A 606-nucleotide genomic window follows, 5' to 3' on the forward strand; every position below is an offset into this window, starting at 1 on the left:
GCTTTTCGTGGCCGCTGATCCCGCTGGGCAGCCCCGGCTTCGGCGCCGCAGAGCTGACCCCGTTCTTCGACCAGGTGACGGCGGCGATCAGGGCCGTCGACCCGACCACCCCGGTGTGGACCGAACCCAATCTCGTCTTCGAAGACGAGCTGTCTCCCGTCGACGTAGGCACAGTGCCCTACTCGCACATCGTGTTGACGCCGGAGGACTACTGCCTCACGCAAGTGCTGTTCAGCTCCAACTTCGGGTGCTCGGCGCTGGAGAATGTGGTCCTGGATCGCGCCCAGGCATACGGGAACTCCCATGACGTCCCGGTCGTGGTCAGCGAATTCGGATGGGCCGGTACCGGTGACCAAGAATTCGAGAACTTGGCTAACCAGCACGAGATCAGCTGGATCAACTGGTCCTTCATGTCCAACAACGACATCACCGGTTCATCGCGAGCCACGGCGCTGGTGGCGAACACCGATCAGCCGCCGGTGGGCGCCAACATCAACACCGCCAACCTGGAGACGTTGGCTGAGCCGTATCCGCAGACGGTGTCGGGTACGCCGAATTCGTTTTCGTTTGACGATGGGGTTTTCCGGTTCAGTTATTCGGTTGAGA

Annotated in this window: 1 protein-coding gene; it reads left to right on the top strand. The window is 61.6% G+C overall.

Annotated elements, in window-relative coordinates:
* A partial coding sequence (locus tag F6Q13_RS19625; protein ID WP_293060051.1) for a cellulase family glycosylhydrolase occupies positions 1–606 on the top strand: 606 nt, incomplete at both ends.

Source organism: Mycobacterium sp., from assembly GCF_008709575.1.
Taxonomy (GTDB): domain Bacteria; phylum Actinomycetota; class Actinomycetes; order Mycobacteriales; family Mycobacteriaceae; genus Mycobacterium.